Source organism: Pseudoalteromonas sp. McH1-42 (assembly GCF_022347845.1).
Taxonomy (GTDB): Bacteria; Pseudomonadota; Gammaproteobacteria; order Enterobacterales; family Alteromonadaceae; genus Pseudoalteromonas; species Pseudoalteromonas rubra_D.
This window is the reverse complement of record NZ_JAKRFU010000001.1, coordinates 407,208-424,613: the sequence shown is the minus strand read 5'-3', so window position 1 is coordinate 424,613 and position 17,406 is coordinate 407,208. Positions and strand designations below refer to the sequence as shown.

Here is a 17,406-nt window from a genome sequence, read left to right as displayed (position 1 = left end):
ATTATTAATTACCTGCTTAGTCCCGGTGGGGCGCAGAAGCTTCTGTTGACAAATTCAGTGTATGAAAAAAAATCGATAAATTTCACAAAAAGAATTTTACAGTGTAAATTTTACAAAAACTGGTCTGACCATACGCTGTGGCATAGTAGTGAGGTATAGCGTTCAGACACTTTACAGACGTAAACAGGAATGAAGCGGTGAAAAAAAATTCAGAACTCATGAGAAAGTCACACTTTCTGGGCACCAAAATTCGTAATTTACGCAAGCGAAATCATTTAACCCTGGAGGATTTATCTGCCCGATGTGTCCGCTTTGATCCACAATCAGCGCCATCGGTATCCTATCTGTCCATGATCGAGCGAGGTAAACGCACGCCCAGCAGTGATATGCTTGAGAATCTGGCTGAAGTGTTTCAGAAACCGGTAGAGTGGTTTTTGGACAATGAGCCGGAAGTAAATGAAATTACTCCACAAAAAGGTCGCCATGGTGGGATCAGTGGCATGGCATTAGAGCCTAACTTTTTATTCGACAATGAAATCTTGCAAATAGCTATTCCAGAAATGTTGTCTCAGACAGGGATCAGTGGACGTCAATTTGCTCATCTGTTGATCCGGGCTCATCAGGAACACCACCAGAATCATTTTCCGGACCTTGAACGTGCCGCAGAAGAAGTCGGCGGCAAAGATCTCTATCTGAATGCAGAAACCCTGCTGAGCATGCTCAAAGCACAAGGGCTCGTGGTGCACTGGTTTGATGAAGCGCCAGGAGAGGTTATCGATGAAAGTGGACACTTGTTTCAGCGTGTCATTACCTCATATTTTGCGCCGCCGAATGAGGTGCATGTCAATCGTATGTTGCTGCAAAATCAGCCCAGACTTAAATACGATTTGGCCGTGCACCTAGGGCATGCGGTGTTGCACAACAGGGACGGGCTACAATGTGTACTTGGCTCTGGGGGAGTCGGTGGCGGGACCAATGCGGACGAGTCTGCGCCAAATGCGCAAGATATCCTCTCTGCATGGCATGATTTTGAGTCCAGCTTTTTTGCCGGTGCGTTGCTGTGTCCAAAAGTAGCTTATCGACAGTTGTTAGATTCTTATGGTTATGAGACGCACATACATCAGGCGCTGGGGATCTCTCCCTCGGTAGCAATGCGCAGGATGACCGTTGCTTCGCCTTACCCACATTGGCATTATTTTGATGCCTATTTACCTGGCAAACTGAAAGCGGTATATCGCGGCAATGGTATCCCTTTGCCCTGGGGAAATATGCGTAGCGTCGCAGATCCATGTCAACACTGGGCTGTGTTTCGTAAATTTCAGGAGCAAGCTATGCAAGCCAGCGCGCAACTGTCGGTGCTCAATGTAAACAATCAACCCCGGCTTTATTGCTGTGAGTCTATCAAGGTAAATGATGTGGCGGATAATCCACATGTGCTTTGCGCCGGAATAGACTTAAATCCGGCGATCGCAGCACAGGGGCTGGATGCGAATGAAGTGGTACAAGAGTTACAGGCACTGTGTATTAAGCAGGGTGGTGCGAGTGTTGTACCCTGGCATTTGAAAAAACAATTACAAAGTGTAGCTAAAATATTAAATATCAACTGGATAGAGCGGGGAATAGCGAATGATGTACGTGTGATTTGTACACGCGGTAAAGCTTGCCCCCGACAACCTGGTTGCTATGACTAGCGGATAGAGATAGCAATCTCTACTTCATCACTTTGGTGATAGATTTCTATATCTTGGTGGTAGGCGCGTTGATATGGGCAGTCACTTTGCTCAAAGTAGCGCCAGACAAGCTCCCACAGGCGAATGACTGTTTGCGGCATGTCGCCCTGGGCCGCAAAACTCAGGTATCGTCCGCCATCTAGTTGCTGGATTTGCAGTGTTTTATCTGTATCTGCATGTGCCATCAATACAGATGCATCGCAGGCAACCATAGCGTCGAAGTCTCCATGATGATCTGACTCATAGCCTGAATAGATGCCATAGAGTGTGCTGCCTTCTTGTAATAAAGGGGTATATTTTTGACTAAATGTTTGCCAAAGCTGGGCTATTTGACCTTCTCCTTCGGTCTGCTCGTGATGATTATTGGTGCGGGTGCTGATCCCCACTATTTGGCGTGAATTGAACGTTTTAACTTCCATTAGATTCCCTGGTTACTCGTCGTATGTCGCGAAAATTGCTTTACTCCGAATATCTGTCCCTGTCTTCTGATACAGTCACCCATTTAGCATGACTATTAGCCTTTCCCAAGAGAGGCGGAGAGTGCAATTTAAACCAATCCACATAATGAGATAACCAATTTTGACAAAGGTGCTCGTTGTGATAACCGGGTAAAAAAGTGGCGAATCCAGGCTTGTATGACAAGTTAAAACTGAGACGCTTTTACACAGTGACCAGCAGATTTAATCCCTCATATTGGTCGCACATTAAGATAGATTAGTATTATATGTATATTTAATAGTCACTTAGACTATTAATAAGGCGGTCGAATAGTAACATAGTGTGGGTTTTAGGCAAGCCACTGGGAAATAAAATATCCATAATGATAATTTGACCAGGGACCGCAAGGGTCCCCATAGTGATGATTTTGTCACTCAATACTATTGACCACGCCAATCCCAGTCCGGATAAAAAACGCCGTTCACCGTTGCATTGTGACCCGAGATGATAGAGTTCGGCTTGTCAACGGGCTGCCACCCGGTCGCTGAAGAGTGCTCCAGCTCGAACACCACATTACCCCACAGTCTGTAGGGTCCTGTGATGTTCGATTGTCTATATGCGGCGAACAAAGTTTGACCACCCATCATGATTTCTTTAACCGAGCTTTGGTTGTTCACTTCAGCCACGCCTTTGCTCCAGATTTTAAGAAGGGTAATACTGGATTGGTTGTCACCCAGAAAATAGCCGTTACCTGACACTTCGACATCATCAAATTGATTACTGCTGGTTGAGCGGGCCATGGAGGTATCGGTGACGTTCAATGCTACCTGACGATTGCCCTCCATGAGGTTTGCCGCTGAACTTCCGGATACCTTCAACTGTAACCCTTTGTGGTTTTTCACATAAAGCGTGCTGTTTTCATCTGCCAGGAAGGGGTAAAAAGGGGCTTTGGGGTCAAAAATATGCGGTGTTTTAAGGCCATCTATTGTGACGGTTGCATTGGCGTCAACGTGCAATGACAGCGCGTTTTCAGGTGTGTCGATAGCAAAATTACTGAGTGTGGATACCGCTGATTTGATGCGTATTGCGCTTTGCTGTTCATCGCTGTCGCTGAGCTTGACCGACGCTGTCTGCTGATCCAGACCTGTTAGTGTGATCCCATCACGTTCGATGAGAATTGGCCCCATGCACTGACCCGAAAATTCGACTGTCATGTCAAATGACAGGGCGTGAAGGTAATCGAACATACGGCTGAGTGCCAGCGGATCGTGTTCACACTTTACGGTGACGGTGTGATGGGTGCCACTGAGTGCCAGTTCTGGGGTATTTTCCGCGTTGATTGGATGTGCCGTAATGGTGCACGCGCTGAGAAATAACGGGATCATAGCTCGGGTAAGTGTATTTATAGGGGTCATTCCTGTGGCCTTACATGTTGTTTTAATGAAAATAAAATGTAGCGCCGGCGATGTGGTTGGTCAATTGTTTTGACTAATTTATTTGGCAAAGAGACATTGGTAACTAATAGTTAGGAAATCTTATTCATTAAATCAATAATCTATGCCGGGCCTTTTGACCCGGCATCAGGGCTTAGTTCATCAGTTGGCGGATGAACTTAACAGGCGCACTGCCGTAACTGAGAAATTCTTCATGGAAAGCTTTGAGATTAAAGTCCTTACCTAATTGTTTCTTTTGCTCATCGCGCAGGTCGTAAATTTCGCGGAATCCGCTGTAATAACTGGTAAGCTGAACCTGACTGAGCGTTGCCCGGCGCCATTTTCCCTCGGCTTCGGCTCGTTCCTGGAACGCACCGTTCATAAGCAGATCCAGACCTGCCTCTTTGCTGATCCCGTTAACCTGAATGCCATAGTCCAGGATAGTATTACAGATAACACGCAGGTTCCATTTGTAGTACATGAGCCACATTTCTGGCTCGAAATCACCGTACCCTTCTTCCAGCATCATGCGTTCTGTATACACAGCCCAGCCTTCAACCATGGCACCATTGCCAAAGATGCTTTTCACCAGTGATGGAGAAGTATTGGAGTAAACCAGCTGGGTGTAGTGACCTGGAACTGCTTCATGAATATTCAGAATTTGTAAAATCCAGTGATTGTACTCACGTAGCATAGAGCCAGCCTGCTCATCCGTCAGTCCATCCAGAGGCTCCACGTTATAGTAGGTGTTCTCTTTTTTCTCGTAAGGTCCCGGTGCAGAAATCGACGCCAGCGCAAAGCCGCGCATATAATCCGGTGTCTGGCGCACAACCAGCGGTTTTTCAGGATCTAATGTCAGTAAGTCTTTTTCCATCACAAAGCGTTCCAGTTCAGGGATCTGGCGTTTGATTTCGTTAACAAACTGAGACTTCTCGACATGGCGCTGAGACAGGTGTTTGATTAGCGTAGCTATGGCTTCGGCATCATTTTCGGGGCGTGTTGTATTCGGAAAATACTTGGGCCAAAGTTGCTCGGTTAACTTGATCATTTGTGCTGTTACGCGGGCTTTGTCTGCAAGTGCCTTTTGGTACATTTGCTTGGCGGTATAACCCGACTGAATATCAAACGCAAATTTCTCTTCGTAGAGTTCCTCACCGATCCGGAAGCTTCGGGCTTTGCCAGTTGATTGCATCTTTTTCTCAACCGCAGTCAGAAAATCGATGTAGCCATGGATGGCTGTTTTGGCATTCGCAAAGCGTTGTTTGAATTCTGCTTTTTCTGTTTCGCTAAAGGTGCTCAGCGCATCGACCCGGGTCAATAAGTCGTCTGTTAAAACACTAAATGCCCCATTATTTTGCTGGATACCGAGCTGGGTATATTCCAACGTCGGATCCTTGATATTTGCTTGTGCAGCGCGATAGTACCCAGGTACATAATTGAGTCGATTAAAGACCAGACGAAGTTTCTCATCTTCAGACTTAAAGCGGCTGTTCAGAATGGTCGCGAAGCCGTACGAGACATTGTAGCGACTGGGGTTCCATTGCCAGCTTTTGAACTTTTCGATTTCCCAGCGGGTACTTTTGAGTCTGTTTTCTATCAGGTGATAGTCAATTTTCAGGCTGGCACTGAGCTTTGTTACGTCAAAACCGTGTAGTTTTGCCAGCTGCGCATCTATAAAGGCCAGGCTGGCTGCGCGGCTCGCAGCATCCGGGATGGTGATGACATCATCATATTTGCCATAGCCATAGTACATGGATTGTTCGGGATACTGTTGCCAGAATTGTTCAATAAACTGCTCTGAGAATGTTTTGAAAGCGGTTTCATTGGTTTGTTGACTGGTTACTGAACTGGCTTGCTTGGCATCTGTTTGAGTCGTTGTCTGAGCACAACCAGCCAGTGCAAAAATGGCTGCCAGAGAAAGGCTGAGCGCCGTTTTTTTCATTCGCTTGTTCCTTTATTGTGATTTTCCATATCATAACAAGATTTCGCATTTTTTGCCTGCTCAGGGCTGTCTATGAGTACTGCCCCGTTGCCCGCCTGGGCTACCATATCGTCCGGGTTATATATTGGACAGCGGCTCATTGATAAGCAACCACAGCCAATACAGCCGTCAATCATGCTGCGAACTCGCTGCATATAAGCAATCTTTTCATCTAGTTGGGTGCGCCAAATGCTGGACATTCTGGTCCAGTCATCTTTACTAGGTGTGTCGCTGTGTGGTAGAGACATTAAGGTTTGTTTGATTTCAGCCAGTGTGATGCCCATTTTCTGGCCAGCTTTAATAATGGCGATACGTCGCAAAACATCTTTTTTGTAACGCCTTTGATTGCCGTTATTACGCCAGCTGCGGATCAGCCCTTTGTTTTCGTAAAAATGAAGTGCAGAGACGGCAACATCTGCACGCTTAGCGACTTGCCCAACGCTGAGTCTGGGCTCATCTCGTTCCGGTGTATCGATTACGCTCATTTGAGTGCTTTACCTCAATCTTAGTTGAGGTTTTAGACTAGCAGCAAATAACACAAAGGAGAACCGCGATGACGTCCATTATTCTTTATTCAAGCTCAAACAAGCAGGGCAATACTGCACAGTCGGTGCGAGCACTGGCGCAACAATTACAGGCCGATGCTTTGTACCTGGATGATTATGAAATACACGATTATTGCTATAATCACACCAATAAAGACGATGACTTTAGTTCATTGTTTCGCACATTGCTGAGCTATGATCATATTGTTTTTGCATCCCCTGTATATTGGTATGCCATTACACCGAGAATGAAGGCATTTTTCGATCGCATAACCGATTTTATGGATGATGAAACACTGCGGCCTGAGCTGAGAAAGTTGCGTACCAAAGAGTTCTCCATATTATCCAACTCGATTAATGACACCGCGCCTGTGTGTTTCACTGAGATGATCCAGAAAACCTGTGAGTATCTCGGGATGACCTGCCGTGACCGAATTCACCATCAGTACCCTTATGAGGGGGGCAAATAAAATAAGATTTTTTGGTTAAAAAATAGGCGTTAATTATTTCACTAAACTAAACTGTTGTTGCTGTGGCATGGTGATGGGGTCGACTCTTGCTGTGCCAGAGTAAATATCAGTAACCGTCTAAACCAGGAACTACCATGAAGATATACAAGCTGCGCAACTGGCTTGTCATATTGTCTGTTTTCATACTTGCCTCCTGCCTGGGAGATGATGACGACAATAACAACACGCCAGATCAAACTGCACAAACCACTGAAATCAAAGTGAGCCCGGCATTGGGATTAACCAAAAATGCAAATGTCAGGCTCATTTTACTCGCCACTAACACGCCCATTGAAGGGGCTACGGGCAATACCGGAGAGACAGGTGTTGCTACCATTACATTGGCTTCTGCCATTACCGAGCCGTTTATCGTTGAGGTATTGGGTGGAGGCGATGCTGAGTACTTCGATGAAGCCAAAGGGGTTTTTCTGACCCTTGGCGCCGATACGACGCTTCGCGCCGTACTAAGCTCTTTCCAGTCTGAGGTAGGGGTGACAGCACTCACCGAAATCGCCGCAACTGCTATATTGAATACCGGCGCGACCAGCGCTGAGGCCATTAATCTTGTAAATGAACAGGTTCGTGTGGCATTGGCCCCGGCACTGACAGATATTACAATGCCTCCTCAACTAATTGATGCCGCCAGCGGGGTCACGGCGAGTAGTGATCAGGCCGGTATATATGCGGTCTCTTTGGCTGCACTGGCACAATTGGGCAGCTCTGCGAGTTCACCAGCGCTGGCAATTATTGATGCATTGCGTGCTGACTTTTTAGATCTCACCATAGATGGCAAGGTAGGCGATCAGGCTTTTGAATCTCCTTTGTATAATGCCAGTAATTTTATCAGTGAGTACACCAGTGCAATTCAGGCGTATGCACAGCAAGTGGGTTTAACCGACGACCTGAGTGCGACGTTTTCCCTGGATAACATCAAAAAAACTCTGGAAGGGTTGAGTGACATTTTTGCCAGTTTGGATCTTGGGTCTCTCGAATTGGATTTTGTTCCCGGTGGGTTATCATCTGGTTCCGGCGGAGATTCTGATGACGACGACGACAATGATGATAACAACGGCAATGACGGAGAAGGTAATACTTTAATTATTACTGGCTCTACGACTGTGGCGGGTGTTACGACCGGAATCAAAGAGATTAAAATTCGCAACGTACCTGCGCCTGATCCCAACGATCTCGAAACCATTAGAAAACAGATTGAAGACTCATTAGCTGAGCTAGAGGTGAACGACCTGGCGTTTGAGCTGGTGAGTAGCTCGGATACTGAGATTGTCGTTTCTGTGCGTTACTCTGTTACCACTCAGGGAGTCACTGTGACATCAGACCTTACTTACACCTGGACGCTGACCGGAAAAGACGATGACGACGATGATATGGATGATGATGTCATGTTGCCTGAAGTGCTCAAAGGTAAGGTGTTTGATATGGTGTTTATGCTTTCGGAAAGCGGCAGCAGCTATGCCGATGGGCAAAAAGTACGGTTCACATTCTCCAGTTCAGGCATGATGTTTATAGATACAGATCCAGAAGCCGGTAATGGTGACGAAATGTCGCTTGATGATGTCATGATGGAAGGCAGCGAATACGTTTATAAAGATGACGGGTTTATCTACAAAGTGTCGGTGACTGAAACGGGGCTGAATGAAATCAATCTGTTTACCATGGAAAATATGTTTCTTGGTTCGTTCACTATTGATGGGGGCGACGAAATTGCTAACCTTGAATTAGTCACCGCAAGAGCCGGGGAGTATAGAGTTGTAGGTGAAGGTCATTCACGCGGCACTGTGGTGATTGGCTCAGATGGGTCTATCGACTTTGACACAGGTATCAGTTTTGCCCAAAGTGATATTGTGATTATTTATGATCGCACTAATCTTGAGGAAGAGAAGCGTATACAGGTCAGTTACGGTGCGGATAATAACGAACCGTTAATTAACTTGTTCTTATCAGCAGATGGTAGCACCATCACCAGTATTCAATATCGTATCCTAAAAGATGAGGTAGATATTATGGTGACGGTTGAAGGTACCGTTACTGGTGGAGGCGGTGGTTAATCAGGCTAACTGTGATAAAGCGGGTGAGGGCCCGCTTTATCTTTTTATGTGTTGGCCTGGTTCAATACCAATTTCACTTAATACTTGGTCTATTTGAAGTAGCAAATAGGACGCTAACAGCGTTAAAAATTTCTCATTTAGAACAACTAAATAGCAAAATTTTTGCCTCGCCTGCATGGACGTAGGTGCCTCAGCGATAGCAGGACGCGAGAGCGGTGTCTTCGACCCTGTTTTCTCGCCTCAAAATAGATCACTTAATTAAGTAAATTGGTATAAACAGGCCGACTGCCTGGTGTGATTACCACTTAAACAGCTTACATCTTTGCTGGGTATTGCCCTGATAATTGGAAACTACAATAGGCCCAACTTTTGACTCACGGATTGGATCAAAGCTAAATGTATTCATGTTAACGTCAATCGTCCCGTTGCTATCCAGCTTATAGGATACTTGCAACTTAGTGCTGCCGACTTCAAACAGGCTTAAAAACTCATTGTTCAGCAGGTACTGGTCAATGACTACGCCATTGTTTTCATCAATTGCATAATGGCCCAGGTTTTCGTTGAGTGTCAGCAAGCTGTAGTTGCGAACGTTTTTGCGTGCGCCTTCTCCGTAGGTCACAATCCAGTCTGCCTTGTTATCGACGGATGCGCCAACCTCAAGTGACATTGGAAATTGATAAAGCGTGCCGCGAGCCGGTGAGATCACTTCACACTGACCTTTGTAATACCCTTGCCATTGCTCAGCTGAAGCCTGGGCCGTTGTACTCAGCATTGCCAAAACCGAGAGTGCTAGAGAAGATTTAATCATCTTATTCATATTATTTTCCTTTTTGTTAGTGTGGTTTACCCATTCAAGGTAATTACATCTTTTTTAAGATGCAAGACGGTATGTAATGGATTGTAAATGGGTTGCATCTGGGGTGTTTTCATGTGTAATTAATTTGTGTATATTAAAGGGTTTTTTGCTTTTTTTTAGTAAGAGCTTGTTATGATTGAATTATCTGAACAGCGAATTACAAAAAATCTCTAACCTGGAGGAGTGTATGTTAATTAAATTCTGGCTGAGCTTGTTTGCTTTGCTGTGTGTGATGCCCAGTTTGGCGCAGCCGATAGAGTTTGGCGGTGGTGCTGACAAAACTAACATTATTGATGCCACACGTTTATTAGCTCAGGCGCAGCAATATCATCAAACTGATGTCACGGTGAAAGGGGTTGTGACAAAGGTGTGTAAAAAGCGCGGTTGCTGGATGACACTCAAGGTCGAAAAGGGGGAGCAGATCACGGTGAAAGTGCGTGATGGTGAGATGGTGTTTCCGATGGCGGCGATTGGTAAAACTGCGCTGGCAACAGGCCGGTTTGAGGTGTTTGAGTTGACGTTAGAAAAGTCGCGTCGCTATCTGGCTCATAAAGCAGAAGAAAACAGCGAAGTCTTTGATTCTAAAGCTTTGAAAAAACCAATCACGGTATACCGGTTGAAACCCAGTGCAGTGACAATTCTCTGATCAGGCGCTTGATTTACTCCATAATTTTTCCACTGTTGTGTGCTGTAATTAAGGGAATAGTTTGTTATACCAAAAAGGCCACAATGTGACTGAAGACAGTAATTATGGACTCAAGCCCGTTCCGGAATCCGCCAGAAAAGGTGGCATAGCATTATCCCTATTAATGCTGGGGCTGACGTTTTTCTCCGCCAGTATGTGGACAGGGGGAACCCTGGGGACGGGGCTCTCATTTAACGATTTTTTTCTCGCGGTTTTCATTGGTAACTTGTTACTCGGTTTATATACAGCCGCGCTTGGTTACATCGGGGCCTCGACCGGTCTGTCTACACATTTACTGGCGCGATTTTCATTCGGTATCAAAGGGTCATGGCTACCTTCTTTGCTTTTGGGTGGTACTCAGGTTGGCTGGTTTGGCGTTGGGGTAGCTATGTTTGCTATTCCTGTTCACAAAGCAACTGGCATAGATACCAATGTGCTGATCATAGTGGCGGGTCTTGCCATGACAACGACAGTGTATTTTGGTATCTCAGCGTTGATGGCGTTGTCTGTGATTGCTGTGCCGGCTATTGCGTTACTCGGGGGGTACTCTGTATGGCTGGCGGTGCAAGATGTTGGTGGGATCAGTCAATTGCAATCGCTTGTACCGACAACGCCACTGCCCATCAGCGCAGCAATTGCACTGGTGGTTGGGTCGTTTATCTCCGCGGGCACCTTAACCGCTGATTTTGTTCGCTTTGCCCGTAAGCCTGCGAGTGCCGTATTAATTACGCTGATTGCGTTTTTCCTTGGAAACAGTCTGATGTTTATTTTTGGTGCGGCGGGTAGCGCGGCAACCGGAGAGTCTGATATCGCACAGGTATTGATGTTACAAGGCCTGTTGTTGCCCGCAATTGTCGTGCTGGGCCTGAATATCTGGACCACCAATGATAATGCACTGTATGCATCTGGACTCGGATTCGCCAATATTACAGGCTGGTCAAGTCGTAATCTGGCAGTGCTTAACGGTATTATTGGTACGCTTAGCGCATTGTGGTTATACAACCACTTCGTTGGCTGGCTGACTTTTCTGTCTGCCGCGATCCCCCCAGTTGGGGGGGTGTTGATCGCAGATTATGTTCTTAACAGGAAGCGCTATCACGCGTTTGAGCACATGCAATGGCAAAGTGTGCGTTGGAGCGCCATTGCTGCGGTCGCTTTGGGTGTGCTGGCAGGTCATTTTTTGCCTGGGATTGTTCCGTTAAACGCAGTGTTAGGAGCTGCCGTGAGTTATGGCATTTTTTCTCGCTGGGAGAAGTAGTTAATGCGCTGAGTACAGCGGGAGGCGAGGTGCAGATTGATACGTAAACTGATACAATCCACGCCTCCTAACTTTGTATTTGGAAATTCATGGACGATTCTGCACGCGTTTTCAACACCCGAATTCTACTCCCTCTGCTTGCCAGTATTGTGGCAATTACGCCGCTGGCAATCGATATGTATCTACCAGCAATGCTGGTAATTGCAAACAGTTTGGGTACAAGCATGCCGCAAGTGCAGCTCTCGCTGAGTATCTATCTTGCAGGTTATGCGCTTGGCATGCTGGTATATGGTCCCTTGGCCGATCAGCTTGGAAGGCGTAAGCTAGCCTTATTTGGACTGGGTGGCTTTGCGCTGAGTTCATTTTTGTTGGCGTTCAGCAGTGATATTTTGCATCTTTGGGGGCTCAGAGCGACTCAAGCTTTTACCGGTGCTGCTGCGACGGTTGTGGTCCCTGGTATTATTCGTCATATTTATCAGGCTAATACAGCCAAAGGTATGTCTTATGTTTCTATGATCATGATGCTGGCGCCTTTGGTTGCGCCCAGTGTTGGGTCGGCTATTCTGGGCCTGGCCAGTTGGCAATGGATTTTTCTGACCCTGGCAAGTTACGCGCTTGTGGTTATGGTTCTGGCCTATCTCTATCTGGTGGAAGTACCCATCTATAAAAGTGATAAACGTGGGATCCATTTATTTTTTGACAGTTATGCCACGGTGCTTTCTAATCGGGCGGCACTACCAGATATTGCCAGCTCAATGCTGGTCTCGTTTGGCTTTTTTTGCTTTCTGACTTCTGCACCTTTTATCTATCTTGATTATTTTGATGTCTCAGAGCAGCTGTTTGGTGTGCTCTTTGCCTTTAATGTGGTTGCCCTGATGTTGGGGAGCTTTGCAAATACCCGCCTGGTGCCTAAGTTAGGTTCCAGAAAGATGCTCTATCTCGGATTAGGCCTTGGTGTTGCAAGTGCCACTGCGTTACTAGTATTCAGTCTGTTTGACTTATCCTTGTATTATATGGTGTTTAGTATAGCGCCGCTGATGATGAGTCTGGGGATCATTGCAGCAAATGCAGATGCCCTGATTTTACTGGAATTTGAAAAAAACAGCGGAACAGCAACGGCGGTTATCGGTACTTTACGTTTTGGCAGTGGAGCCTTGGTTGGACTCTTGCTTGCGCTTCTGCATGCAGATAACACATTGCCTTTTGCCGGAATAATGTTTGCGGCTATTTTGTTGACAGCAATGGTGCAATACGGGCGTTTTCGCCAATACAAGGGCTGTCCGGAGTTAGATAACTAAAGTTAGACAAAGCTAAGACTTAGCTTACCTGAAAATGATTATTGTGGACAAGTCAATGCTTTTTGTGTAACGTTTTCCTCATGTTTTTGCTAAAAAAACAATAATAATGCAATACATGGCGGAGCTGATATTTGAATTTATTCGGGCTATTGAATTACTACTTGTCTACCCTGTAGCCGAAATTCTTTCTAACGAGAGTGTGTTTGTCGCAACCAATTTATTGATTGCGATTGTGTTCTTGTATTACAAAAAGCGCAAACAAAACAGACGTGTTAACTGGAAAACTCTGAAGGGGGCCTTTCTTTCCACCCGGATCTGGTGGAGTCAATCCAGTCGCATTGATTATGTTTCTTTGATCGTCAATTCTTTTTGTCTGGCCAGTGCTGCGCTGCTGATTGACAGGTACCTGAGCGGGGGAGCGATAAACGACAGTCTGTTTGTATCTGCATGGCTGGAGTCACTTGTCGGTCCCAGTGAAATAAGCGTGTCACCACAAACCTCGGTGATCATGACCACCGTCATTGCCTTTGTGGTATTCGACTTCTTCAACTACTGGTATCACAGAATTTTGCACCAGTATCCATATTTATGGCGTATTCACAGCCGCCATCATAGTGCGACCAATCTTACGCCCTTTACCAATTTCCGGGCTCACCCTCTCGAAGCGATATTCCGCCTGCCAGTCACCTATTTTGCCAGCATGCTGGTGGCAGGGTTATGCAGTTATTCGTTGGGGCAAGATGCATCAGAAATGTTGATTCTGGGCACCAATTTATTCGCATTTAGCGTGTTACTGCTTGGCGGTACGTTAGTCCATTCACATATCTTTTTGCGATTTCCACGCTGGCTTAGCTATCTTATCGTGAGTCCGGCTATGCATCAGGTACACCATAGTTGTAAGCCGGCGCATCGCAACAAAAACTATGGCAGTAATCTGGCCATCTGGGATTGGATGTTTGGTACCTTATACCTGCCAGACAGTGCAGAGCCGGTGTTGTTTGGATTGTCACAACACAACCGAACGCAACAGAGTACTCACGCCTTTTTCTTTGGTAATAACATGAACAAACAGGAGGAAAGATGAAAAAAATAGTGCTAGGCACAGCCGTTGTCGCAGCGTTCGGGTTGATGTTAAGTGGTAAAATTGAACGCAGTGCAGACAGTTTTGTGAGTAAGCAAAATGTGGTTGAAAATTATGGAGTCGAAAACTTCAGTTCAGGCCGCTCTCGTGCAAATGGTAACCGTGCTGCGGGAAGTTCACTGGTTAAACAGGGGGGCTGCTCGGCAGTTTTACGTCATGTCGACAGCTGGTTCGGTCTGAGTAAATGTCAGGCCTGAGAATAAAGATAAAGTAGTACGAGTGATAAGTTAAAATGCCAGCCCTGACAAAACGAAACAGCGGCTGGCATAATTTAATTGGCTAGGGATGGATGTATCTGGATTACAGCTTTTTGTTTACCAGTGCATCCAGCTCGGACAGAGAAGCGGCAATCTTTACGCCCGGAACATTAGTACCGATTGTTGCTTCAAACGAGCCTTCAACAGAAGAGCGGAACGAGGTAAATCCGATACGATAGACACCACGGACCAGTGCTTCAGTTGGGTTATTCATAGAGGTTGTTTTACGCAGCAAAGAATTGTAGCTTGCGCCACTTGGGTTAGCTGGTAGCTCACTGCTGTCGTCATTACGGCCCAGGTTTTGTAACACTTTACCACCATCAGAGATGCTGTTGCTATCTATGATGTTCATGCGATCCAGTACGATATAAGTGTCGAAGAACTTATTGGCATCCTTCGCCATACCTGGTTTAAAGTTTGCGTGAACAAAGTCGTTGTCACCTGGTGTAGCAACCGCAGGTGAAATCATAGAAACACCAATTTCATCGACTGCCGCAGGGACCCAGACGTACAGGTAGTAGGTATCTTTACCTTTGTACTTGCCTTCCGGTACAACCGACTTATCAACGTAACCGAAGTAGTTACTGTAATTGGCGTAAGGCAGACGCGCTTCTATACCAGCTACACCCTCAGAGACAGAGCTCTTTAAATGTGGACCAGTGCTCATACAGCCTGCAAGAGTGGTTAGCGCAATTAGAGGGAGGATCTTTCCGGATAACTTCATTTTCATTTTGTTGACTCCATGTCACCATTTTTAATTTCGTTCGAATTATAGGCATGTACTGCAGAAAGTAAAACAATTTTTTACACATTTATCATGAAGTCAGTGTAATTTTGCGCTCGATCAATTGTGCCAGATAGGGAAGTAAGGTGTCGTGATAGATGGTTGATTAAGATGGCCGCTCTTAATTGTCATTGCGATGGTAACTAAAATTTAGGGCCTTTAATGGGGTTGATTTTGTTAGAAAGGCTTGCCAATCTGGCAAGCCTTTTGTCTTTTTAAATTGCAAAAACGGACGGTTACTTGTTTTGCTCTTTAACTGCTTTTAATTTAGCGGCATGGTCAATCTCATACGCCGGCATGTCTTTGTTACCGTGGATCAGGTAGTTGTCCATCCAGCGCATTAAGCGCAGGCTGTAGTCATACTGAGCGGCGACCTTGCGGTTACCATGGCCTTCGCCCGGGTAGTAAACCAGGCGTACGTCTTTGTCTTGTACCTTCATGTAGCGGTATAGCTCCATAGACTGAGCCGGGTGGACGCGTGGATCGTCTTTACCATGCATGATCAACAGTGGGGTTTTCGACTGGCCAGCCCAGTAAATCGGGCTGCGTTCAAGGTACCACTGCCATTTCTGCCATGGGTAAGAGCGGGCGTGAACCAGGAACATTTCGTTTGAGATGTCGGTCGTACCAAACTTAGACAGCTGGTTGGTTACACCCACAAACATCACACTGGCTGCAAAGTGCTCGGTGAGTTTAGTTGCGCCCCAGGCAGAAGCGTAACCACCGTAAGAGCCACCGGTGATACCAACACGTTTGCTGTCGACCAGACCCATTTCAACCAGGTGATCTTTCATGTCGACCAGATCGTCAAACTCTTTACCAGCATAGTCGCCCTGACCCAGTTTAGAGTAGTCAACGCCTTTACCTGTTGAGCCGCGGTAGTTAGGGTAGAAGACCGCGTAGCCGCGTGCTGCACCCATTTGACCCGGATCTGAATAGCTGGTCAGCCAGCCGTTTCTGTCATGGCTTTCCGGACCACCGTGCACCGCCATGATTAGAGGGTAACGTTTGCCTTCCTGGTAATCCAGTGGGTAGATAAGCACACCGCCAATTTCCACACCGTCGCGGGCTTTAAAGTTAATTGCTTCTTGCTTTGCCAGACGCTTGTTGTCTAACCAGGGGTTTGAGTTGGTTAAACGGGTTGGCTTTTTAGAGCGAACCATAAACACTTCACTTGGGTGTTTTGGGCTTTCTGCACGTACGCCGATGGTTTTGTCTGAGTCTGATACTGACAGGCTTTGAGCGATAAACTTGCCTTCTTTAACCAGCTTTTTGTACTTGCTTGATCCAACTTTCACTTGCGCAATGAAGGTTTCTGCGCCGACATCGGCAATAAAGTTCAGAACATTTTTGCGGTTTGACCATTCAAAATCTTTGAAATGGCCCATAAAGTTCGGGATCCATTCTTCTACTTTGCCGGTTTTCGCATTGGCCAGGAACAGGCGGCCTTTGGCTGGATCGTGCTTGTCTTCCGCGCCTAAAATGGCAATGTACTTACCGTCATGTGAGAATTCAGCTTCACCCAGTTTACCTTCGGTTTTGAACGAAGTGGTGATCTTCTGCGTCGCTACGTCCATTACGTGCCACTGAGACTTCATGTATTGGTCGTCGATCAATGCAGTTGGCTGTGTTTTCACCAATAATTTACTGGCATCATCAGACCAGTTGATGTCACTCACGTAACCTTCAACAGGGACCACGGCAGGAGTCAGAGGTTTGTTTGTCTGTGCCAGGTCGACCAAATGTAGCTGCTTGTTTTTCAGGCCAAGCTCATACACTTCAGCCATAAAACCAAGCTTTTTAAGCTCTTTTTCGCTTGCATCTTTGGCAGGCATAGCCAGAATAGCGACCTGCTTACCGTTGGGGCTCAGGCGATACTTGCTGATAGAGGTGCCTTTCAGAGACAGCACTTTTTGTGCTTCACCACCATCTACCGCAATGCGGTACAGAGAGGTAAATTTGTCTGCCTTTTTCTTGGCCGTAAAGTAAATGAATTTGCCATCTGCTGACCATTCAATTTTACCTACGTTGATTTTACCTGTGATGAAAGGTACTTCATTACCTTCGTCATCAACAACATACAGCTCGCTGTAGTTTTTACCGTTGCTGTCTACATACAGTTCACGAGGGACTGAGCGACGAAATGCAACAGACTCTCCATCAGGGCTAACGGCTGTTTGGATAACGCGTTGAATTGTAGGAATATCTTCAACTGTGATTGTGTCATTTGCCGATGAGGCAAAGGTGCTGGCACTGGCAAGACCAATGGCAAGCGCGAGCGAGGTTTTAATTAGTTTCATAAATGTTCTCTGGGATTACGCTTTCTTATAAACTAGACCGCGAAGTGTAGTGCTAGTGAGTAATATTTTACTTTAGCGCCGACTGAAAACCAGTGTTTGCGATTAACTGTCTGCTTTATGGGATA

Annotated in this window: 15 protein-coding genes; 8 read left to right on the top strand and 7 right to left on the bottom strand. The window is 46.2% G+C overall.

The genetic code is table 11. The features are described 5' to 3' along the window. The first annotated feature begins 197 nt into the window (after positions 1 to 197). Positions 198 to 1,691: a DUF3612 domain-containing protein gene (locus MHN31_RS01540; RefSeq protein ID WP_239443265.1), complete on the top strand. Its 1,494-nt coding sequence runs from the start codon at positions 198 to 200 to the stop codon at positions 1,689 to 1,691. Here the strand turns inward: MHN31_RS01540 and MHN31_RS01535 are convergent. The 4 genes from MHN31_RS01535 to soxR form a co-directional block, all read right to left on the bottom strand. After that, positions 1,688 to 2,149, bottom strand: coding sequence for a GyrI-like domain-containing protein (locus MHN31_RS01535; protein WP_194868599.1), 462 nt, complete (start codon positions 2,147 to 2,149; stop codon positions 1,688 to 1,690). The genes MHN31_RS01540 and MHN31_RS01535 overlap by 4 nt on opposite strands. A 459-nt stretch (positions 2,150 to 2,608) precedes the next feature. Then, positions 2,609 to 3,583: a hypothetical protein gene (locus tag MHN31_RS01530; protein WP_239443264.1), complete on the bottom strand. Its 975-nt coding sequence runs from the start codon at positions 3,581 to 3,583 to the stop codon at positions 2,609 to 2,611. Positions 3,584 to 3,755: 172 nt separating this feature from the next. Then, a complete protein-coding gene (locus MHN31_RS01525) occupies positions 3,756 to 5,543 on the bottom strand; it encodes a DUF885 domain-containing protein (protein WP_239443263.1) in 1,788 nt (595 codons plus the stop codon). Then, complete coding sequence (gene soxR / locus MHN31_RS01520; protein WP_010380658.1) at positions 5,540 to 6,067, bottom strand: redox-sensitive transcriptional activator SoxR; 528 nt, start codon at positions 6,065 to 6,067, stop codon at positions 5,540 to 5,542. The genes MHN31_RS01525 and soxR overlap by 4 nt, the downstream gene beginning before the upstream one ends. Before the next feature lie 68 nt (positions 6,068 to 6,135). Here soxR and MHN31_RS01515 point away from each other — a divergent pair, with 68 nt between their 5' ends. Further along, positions 6,136 to 6,597, top strand: a complete 462-nt coding sequence (locus tag MHN31_RS01515; protein WP_239443262.1) for a flavodoxin family protein — start codon at positions 6,136 to 6,138, stop codon at positions 6,595 to 6,597. Between the two features lie 134 nt (positions 6,598 to 6,731). Further along, positions 6,732 to 8,702: a hypothetical protein gene (locus MHN31_RS01510; protein WP_239443261.1), complete on the top strand. Its 1,971-nt coding sequence runs from the start codon at positions 6,732 to 6,734 to the stop codon at positions 8,700 to 8,702. Positions 8,703 to 9,000: 298 nt separating this feature from the next. On the opposite strand, the gene MHN31_RS01505 is transcribed toward MHN31_RS01510, so the two are convergent. Next, a complete protein-coding gene (locus MHN31_RS01505; protein WP_138539698.1) occupies positions 9,001 to 9,519 on the bottom strand; it encodes a hypothetical protein in 519 nt (172 codons plus the stop codon). A 226-nt stretch (positions 9,520 to 9,745) separates the two neighbouring features. Here MHN31_RS01505 and MHN31_RS01500 point away from each other — a divergent pair, with 226 nt between their 5' ends. The 5 genes from MHN31_RS01500 to MHN31_RS01480 all read left to right on the top strand — a co-directional run bounded on the left by MHN31_RS01500 (position 9,746) and on the right by MHN31_RS01480 (position 14,137). Then, positions 9,746 to 10,204 (top strand): DUF4920 domain-containing protein, encoded by a 459-nt coding sequence (locus MHN31_RS01500; protein WP_239443260.1) that lies wholly within the window; start codon positions 9,746 to 9,748, stop codon positions 10,202 to 10,204. A gap of 85 nt (positions 10,205 to 10,289) precedes the next feature. Further along, a complete protein-coding gene (gene codB / locus MHN31_RS01495; RefSeq protein WP_125557894.1) occupies positions 10,290 to 11,501 on the top strand; it encodes a cytosine permease in 1,212 nt (403 codons plus the stop codon). 89 nt (positions 11,502 to 11,590) lie between these two features. Continuing rightward, positions 11,591 to 12,799 carry a Bcr/CflA family efflux MFS transporter gene (locus MHN31_RS01490; protein WP_239443259.1) on the top strand — a complete coding sequence of 403 codons (1,209 nt, stop codon included), beginning with the start codon at positions 11,591 to 11,593 and terminating at the stop codon, positions 12,797 to 12,799. A gap of 115 nt (positions 12,800 to 12,914) precedes the next feature. Next, entirely contained in the window at positions 12,915 to 13,883 is a 969-nt protein-coding gene (locus MHN31_RS01485; protein WP_239443258.1) for a sterol desaturase family protein, read from the top strand. Next, a complete protein-coding gene (locus MHN31_RS01480) occupies positions 13,880 to 14,137 on the top strand; it encodes a hypothetical protein (RefSeq protein WP_125557407.1) in 258 nt (85 codons plus the stop codon). The genes MHN31_RS01485 and MHN31_RS01480 overlap by 4 nt, the downstream gene beginning before the upstream one ends. Before the next feature lie 103 nt (positions 14,138 to 14,240). Here the strand turns inward: MHN31_RS01480 and MHN31_RS01475 are convergent, their stop codons facing one another. Together MHN31_RS01475 and MHN31_RS01470 are read right to left on the bottom strand one after the other, a co-directional pair. Beyond that, positions 14,241 to 14,927: a LipL32 family surface lipoprotein gene (locus MHN31_RS01475; RefSeq protein WP_049866543.1), complete on the bottom strand. Its 687-nt coding sequence runs from the start codon at positions 14,925 to 14,927 to the stop codon at positions 14,241 to 14,243. 290 nt (positions 14,928 to 15,217) lie between these two features. Next, the gene (locus MHN31_RS01470) at positions 15,218 to 17,281 is read right to left on the bottom strand and encodes a S9 family peptidase (protein WP_239443257.1); all 2,064 of its coding nucleotides are present in this window, start codon (positions 17,279 to 17,281) and stop codon (positions 15,218 to 15,220) included. Positions 17,282 to 17,406: the final 125 nt, after the last annotated feature.

Coding starts and splice junctions, on each gene's coding strand:
- MHN31_RS01535 (WP_194868599.1), bottom strand. CDS start 2,149: ATGGAAGTTAAAACGTTCAATTCACGCCAAATAGTGGGGATCAGCACC.
- MHN31_RS01530 (WP_239443264.1), bottom strand. CDS start 3,583: ATGACCCCTATAAATACACTTACCCGAGCTATGATCCCGTTATTTCTC.
- MHN31_RS01525 (WP_239443263.1), bottom strand. CDS start 5,543: ATGAAAAAAACGGCGCTCAGCCTTTCTCTGGCAGCCATTTTTGCACTG.
- soxR (WP_010380658.1), bottom strand. CDS start 6,067: ATGAGCGTAATCGATACACCGGAACGAGATGAGCCCAGACTCAGCGTT.
- MHN31_RS01515 (WP_239443262.1), top strand. CDS start 6,136: ATGACGTCCATTATTCTTTATTCAAGCTCAAACAAGCAGGGCAATACT.
- MHN31_RS01510 (WP_239443261.1), top strand. CDS start 6,732: ATGAAGATATACAAGCTGCGCAACTGGCTTGTCATATTGTCTGTTTTC.
- MHN31_RS01505 (WP_138539698.1), bottom strand. CDS start 9,519: ATGAATAAGATGATTAAATCTTCTCTAGCACTCTCGGTTTTGGCAATG.
- MHN31_RS01500 (WP_239443260.1), top strand. CDS start 9,746: ATGTTAATTAAATTCTGGCTGAGCTTGTTTGCTTTGCTGTGTGTGATG.
- MHN31_RS01490 (WP_239443259.1), top strand. CDS start 11,591: ATGGACGATTCTGCACGCGTTTTCAACACCCGAATTCTACTCCCTCTG.
- MHN31_RS01485 (WP_239443258.1), top strand. CDS start 12,915: ATGGCGGAGCTGATATTTGAATTTATTCGGGCTATTGAATTACTACTT.
- MHN31_RS01480 (WP_125557407.1), top strand. CDS start 13,880: ATGAAAAAAATAGTGCTAGGCACAGCCGTTGTCGCAGCGTTCGGGTTG.
- MHN31_RS01475 (WP_049866543.1), bottom strand. CDS start 14,927: ATGAAAATGAAGTTATCCGGAAAGATCCTCCCTCTAATTGCGCTAACC.
- MHN31_RS01470 (WP_239443257.1), bottom strand. CDS start 17,281: ATGAAACTAATTAAAACCTCGCTCGCGCTTGCCATTGGTCTTGCCAGT.